The sequence below is a fragment of the uncultured Rikenella sp. genome (assembly GCF_910577125.1).
Taxonomy (GTDB): domain Bacteria; phylum Bacteroidota; class Bacteroidia; order Bacteroidales; family Rikenellaceae; genus Rikenella.
The window spans coordinates 1-4,930 of sequence record NZ_CAJTMN010000128.1 but is presented as its reverse complement, the minus strand read 5'-3'; the positions used below and the strand labels follow the sequence as shown (position 1 = coordinate 4,930).

Genomic DNA, 4,930 nt, shown 5'->3' with positions numbered 1-4,930 from the left:
CTTCGAGCCGCAGAATCTTGTTCTTCCGTTTATTCCGAGAGGCAACGCAACTGAAGACCGTGGCTACGGAAGGTCACGTAGCTGGGATTGAGGTACTGCGCGTCGAAGTACAAGAACACGCCGTAAGTCCCGCTGACAGCGGACGACCAACTGTACCCGTCGTTGCCGACGCTCATCAGATCGCCTAACCGCCCATAGTAGCCTGCGTCGCGGTAGCCCGGGGCGGGGTACCAGGTCAGCGGGGTTCCCGTGCCCGAGGTGGTTACCTTGTACAACCGACCGTTGGTCGCCTTGTAATTACCTGCTCCATAAGATTCTCCGGGAACTCCATCCGAGTAATAGGGGAACGTCCCGTTCAGCGGAGTCGTGGCATCCCGCGTAAAGTCAGACCAAGCCATCGAAAAGGGAACCTCATCCGAAAAAATAAGCGTACCTTTGTGCCGATGTACCAGCCGACCATAAGCCCCGAAGAGCTCGACACCTATCCCGTCGGCCATTTCCCCGGCCGGATCCTCGTCGTCGACAGCCCCGAGACCCTCCTCGAAGCCGAACAGATCCTCGCCGGCGCCACCCTCCTCGGCTACGACACCGAGACCCGCCCCTCCTTCGAGAAAGGCATCCGCCACAACGTCTCCCTCATCCAGATCGCCACCGCCGACACCGCCCTCCTGTTCCGCGTCGGCCTCCAGCCCCTCTCCGAAACCGTTTGCCGCCTCCTCTCCTCGCCCGACATCCTGAAAGTCGGCGCCGCCCTCCGCGACGACCTTCGCGGCATGCGCCGCGTCGCCGAATTTCGCCCCGCCGGCTTCCTCGACCTCCAGTCCCTCGTCTCCCATTGGGGGATCGAAGAGCTCAGCGTCAAGAAGATGGCCGCTATCGTCCTCCGGATGAAAGTCTCCAAAGCCCAGCGCCTCACCAACTGGGAAGCCGACCGCCTCACCCCCGCCCAACAGGACTACGCCGCCCTCGACGCCTGGGTCTGCCGCGAGATCTACCTCCGGCTGCGCGACGACGACCCCCGGCTCCTGGAACGCCTTCAGGAACAGCACCTCCTCCAGCAGCCCATCTGTCCCGAACCCTCCGCCGCCGCATCCGCCCGAGAGCGGAAGCGCCCCCGCCGCCATCGCGGCGGGAGACGCCACACCTCTCGCCGAACCCCCTCCACCCTCCATTCATCCGACAGCCATGATACCACCCCTGCCCCGCCTGACCCTTCGACCCGGTAAAGAGCAATCCCTCCAGCGGCGCCACCCCTGGGTCTTCTCCGGCGCCATCTCCCGCACCGACCGCCAGCCCGAAGAGGGCGACCTCGTCGACCTTTACACCTCCACCGGTGACTTCATCGCCCGCGGCCACTGCGGTGTCGGCTCCATCGCCGTCCGCATCCTCACCTTCGACCCCGGCGAGACCATCGGCCCCGACTTCTGGCAGCGTCGGCTCCAGGCCGCCTACGACCTGCGCCGAACCCTCCGCCTGACCGACTCCCCCGCGACCACCTGCTACCGCCTCGTCCACGGCGAAGGCGACAACCTGCCCGGCCTCGTCATCGACATCTACGGCACCACCGCCGTGCTCCAGGCCCACTCCGTCGGCATGTATCTCGTCCGCGACCAGCTCGCCCTCGCCCTCCGTGCCGTGTACGGCCCTGATCGGCTGCACGCCGTCTACGACAAGAGCTCCGGCACCTTGCCCCCCAAGAGCGGCCTCGACCCCGTCGACAGCTACCTTTGGCGCGCCGACGAGACAGCCTCCGAAAACGACGCCCGCCTCGTGCTCGAGAACGGCCACCACTTCCGCGCCGACTGGGAAGGCGGCCAGAAGACCGGTTTCTTTCTCGACCAGCGCGACAACCGCGCCCTCGTCGGCCATTATGCCAGTGGGCGCCGCGTCCTGAACACTTTTTGTTACACCGGCGGCTTCTCCGTCTATGCCCTGCAAGGCGGCGCCCTCTCCGTCGACTCCGTCGACAGCTCCGAGAAAGCCATCCGCCTCTGCACCGAGAACATCGCCCTGAGCGCCCCCGGCGTCCCCCACCGCGAGCTCGTCGCCGACGCCCTCGACTTCGTCCGTCAGATGCCTCGCGACGCCTACGACCTCGTGATCCTCGACCCGCCCGCCTTCGCCAAGCACCGCAAAGCCGTCTCCAACGCCCTTCAGGGCTACAAACGGCTCAACGCCGCCGCTTTGGAGAAGCTCCCCTCCGGCGGCCTCCTCTTCACCTTCAGCTGCTCCCAGGCCATCTCGCGCGAACAGTTTCGTTTAGCCGTGTTCAGTGCCGCCGCCCAGGCCGGCCGCCGTGTCCGGATCCTCCACCAGCTGACCCAGCCCGCCGACCACCCCGTCAACATCTACCACCCCGAAGGCGAATACCTGAAAGGTCTCGTACTTTATGTCGAGTGACCCTCCGGTTTAAACGGCGTTTATATATTTTGTTGTAATTTTTTATACAGGAATCGGGTCGACAAGTGTTTTTCGGTCTGTTTTTGATTTTCGGGTTTAAACAGAATTTAAATTGAGTTTAAATATTGTGTAGTAACTTTTAAATATTGTGTTGTAAAAATGCAACATAATGCAGCAGCGAAATCGCGCCGATTCATGCCGTTCGTTCCCTGCAATCTATTGAATAGTAGAGTGGTACGCGATATTTTCATTGAGATCGTCCGTCCAGCCTGCCCTCCGGCGCCGGAGCGAGGGCAGGGGAGCACCCCTCCCACTCCTGCCGGTTGACCATATAAAGAGTTGATTTTCATCTCCGTAAAACCTTCGGAGAGATACGAATTATCCCCGTCGCGACGTTTTATGATGAAAACGAAGAGCCAGATGAAAAGCCGTTTTTTGATCCTCCTGATTCTCATTGGGTTGCATCTCCTTTCGTTCTCCGCCCGAGCCGCCCAGCAGATCCGAGCCCGGCCCGTGCTCAAAGGCGATAAGGAGTACAATGCCATCCTGCTGCATGTGGCCCAGTACTTCGTGCTGACCATCCCCGACGGCCGTACCGTCGGCGATATCGACGCCGCCGTGCGCTGCACCTTCGTGATCTCCCCGGACGGCGCCCTGCGCCAGCTGGAGATCGAGAACGAGACCGACGCCTGGAGCGGTTTTTTCGAAGGGAAAGGACGTACCGAGATGTGGCTCCGCGACGCCGTGCTCGAAGGGATGCGCCGTGTACCCGCCTTCGACATGAGCCGGATCCGGTCATCGAAATCTCCCAAGAAACGCACCGTCGTCTTTTCGTTCGGCCGTCCCGGCACCTCGACCGACATTCCCTCGATGGGCTTTCATCAGGAGTCCGTCGAAGCCAACACCAACCGCTCCATTGCCGAGCAGCAGCAGGCCCTCCGCGAAGGCAAAGCCGTCGACGAACAGCCGTCGGTCGGCATGCACCGGGCCGAAGCCGAGCGGCGCTATCGGAACCAGACTCCCGCATGGGCCGGTTTTACCGATGAGAACGTCCGTTCGACCATGCGTCCGAAGTACGAACCCGACCGGCGATCCTTACCGGTGCTTCGTCCCCAGCCCCCCCGTTCCCCGCGTCGCGACACCCTTCCTCCGTTGGAAGTTGCCGTCACCTTGCAATAGGGACGTAAACCCATCCGTATTTATTTGGATCATCAGGCCGGAATCCGTTTCTTCGTTTTCGTCTCGCCCGAATCCAGAGTTCTGTAGAGTCAGAGGTGTCTGAAAAATGAGTCTTGCGGAGTTTAAGGCATGCGGACGGGAAACGGAACAAAGATTTGGGCCGACCCAGCCGCAGCGATGCGTAAGCATCGCCCGTCCACGGGACGTGGGGCCCGGCCGGCCCGAGGGCAGTTTCGTCCTGTTAGGGTAGAGGTGGCCCTGTCGAAGTGCCCGAAGGCACCGCGCGCCGGCGCGAAAAAGGCGATTCAACTATTTTGGCGAAGAGCCGAAAGAGTTGAATCGCCCCAGGCGCGCGATCAAAATTCCCTCCCGTCGCCCGCCCGCCTGAAGAGGGATTTCGCTCGTTTTGCGGCGAGCAAAATCGAGATGAAATCCCAGCGGGCGACGATTGAATCGCTCTGGCATGCGAACCAAGTTCACCCGCGCGATAGATAGAAGTAGGAAATCATTCAAACACATGACGCGCGTTTGAATAAGATTTCCGTCAGCACGCGGGAAAGAGCGGGGAAGGAGCGGGTTGAACTTGGATGCGGGCCGGTGCCAGCGAGGCCGGAAACGAGCACCGCCGAGTTGCCGGCCTACGCCTGGGGTGGCTCCGGCCCGCGCGACCCTACGGGTCGCAGGGGTCTGGCCAATATTAGGGTAGAGTGCGACACGCACCGTTTATTCCGAGAGGCAACGCAACTGAAGACCGTAGCCGCGGGAGTACGCGTCGCTGGGATAGAGGCCCGTCACGTAGAAATCCAAGTACACCCCGTTGATGCCGCTCACCGACGACGAGTAGCTGAACCCGTAGTTGCCGACGAGGTCCAGCGCGCCTTCGCCGTAGAGGCGGAGGCCCGGGGCAGGGTACCAGGCAAGCGGGGTTCCCGTACCGGAGGTGGTTACCTTGTACAACCGACCGTTGGTCGCCTTGTAATTACCAGCACCGTAGGTTTCCCCGGCCACACCATCCGAATAGTACGGGAAAGTACCGGTCAAGGGTTGATCCAGGTCTGTCGCCCGCGTAAAGTCAGACCAAGGTTTCCTTCTCATGTATTGGAAAACAGGTGGCGGCCTGCCTCTTTGTCTCTTCTCTTTTCGCGCGCCTTGGGAAATCCAGTCAAAACACGCAAGCGAGTTTTGATGATTTCCCTTTTAAGGCGTGGCGCGCGGGCTTGTTAATGCGTTTTTCAGTCGCCCGCTGGGATTTCATCTCGTTTTGCTCACCGCAAAACGAGCGAAATCCCTCTTTACGCGGGCGGGCGGTGCGTGCCGCACTCCCAATTGGCCGCCTCTACCCTAACAGGAT

6 protein-coding genes are annotated in these 4,930 nt (G+C 61.3%); 4 read left to right on the top strand and 2 right to left on the bottom strand.

From position 1 onward, the window contains the following. Positions 1-29: 29 nt before the first annotated feature. Complete coding sequence (locus QZ292_RS09540) at positions 30-398, bottom strand: hypothetical protein (protein WP_294600972.1); 369 nt, start codon at positions 396-398, stop codon at positions 30-32. Between the two features lie 45 nt (positions 399-443). Between QZ292_RS09540 and QZ292_RS09535 the strand changes: the two genes are divergently transcribed. The 3 genes from QZ292_RS09535 (at position 444) to QZ292_RS09525 (ending at position 3,579) form a co-directional block, all read left to right on the top strand. Further along, a complete protein-coding gene (locus QZ292_RS09535) occupies positions 444-1,226 on the top strand; it encodes a 3'-5' exonuclease (protein WP_294600974.1) in 783 nt (260 codons plus the stop codon). Next, positions 1,186-2,400, top strand: a complete 1,215-nt coding sequence (locus tag QZ292_RS09530) for a class I SAM-dependent rRNA methyltransferase (protein ID WP_294600970.1) — start codon at positions 1,186-1,188, stop codon at positions 2,398-2,400. The genes QZ292_RS09535 and QZ292_RS09530 overlap by 41 nt, the downstream gene beginning before the upstream one ends. A 420-nt stretch (positions 2,401-2,820) precedes the next feature. Beyond that, the gene (locus QZ292_RS09525; RefSeq protein ID WP_294600968.1) at positions 2,821-3,579 is read left to right on the top strand and encodes a hypothetical protein; all 759 of its coding nucleotides are present in this window, start codon (positions 2,821-2,823) and stop codon (positions 3,577-3,579) included. Positions 3,580-4,302: 723 nt separating this feature from the next. On the opposite strand, the gene QZ292_RS09520 is transcribed toward QZ292_RS09525, so the two are convergent. Beyond that, entirely contained in the window at positions 4,303-4,674 is a 372-nt protein-coding gene (locus tag QZ292_RS09520) for a hypothetical protein (RefSeq protein ID WP_294600966.1), read from the bottom strand. A 14-nt stretch (positions 4,675-4,688) separates the two neighbouring features. Here QZ292_RS09520 and QZ292_RS09515 point away from each other — a divergent pair. After that, positions 4,689-4,930, top strand: a 242-nt coding sequence (locus tag QZ292_RS09515; RefSeq protein WP_294600964.1) for a hypothetical protein, incomplete at its 3' end; no start/stop codon positions are given.

What these genes read in the sequence shown, in the direction of transcription:
- QZ292_RS09540 (WP_294600972.1), bottom strand. Translation starts at nt 398, where the DNA reads ATGGCTTGGTCTGACTTTACGCGGGATGCCACGACTCCGCTGAACGGG.
- QZ292_RS09535 (WP_294600974.1), top strand. Translation starts at nt 444, where the DNA reads ATGTACCAGCCGACCATAAGCCCCGAAGAGCTCGACACCTATCCCGTC.
- QZ292_RS09530 (WP_294600970.1), top strand. Translation starts at nt 1,186, where the DNA reads ATGATACCACCCCTGCCCCGCCTGACCCTTCGACCCGGTAAAGAGCAA.
- QZ292_RS09525 (WP_294600968.1), top strand. Translation starts at nt 2,821, where the DNA reads ATGAAAAGCCGTTTTTTGATCCTCCTGATTCTCATTGGGTTGCATCTC.
- QZ292_RS09520 (WP_294600966.1), bottom strand. Translation starts at nt 4,674, where the DNA reads ATGAGAAGGAAACCTTGGTCTGACTTTACGCGGGCGACAGACCTGGAT.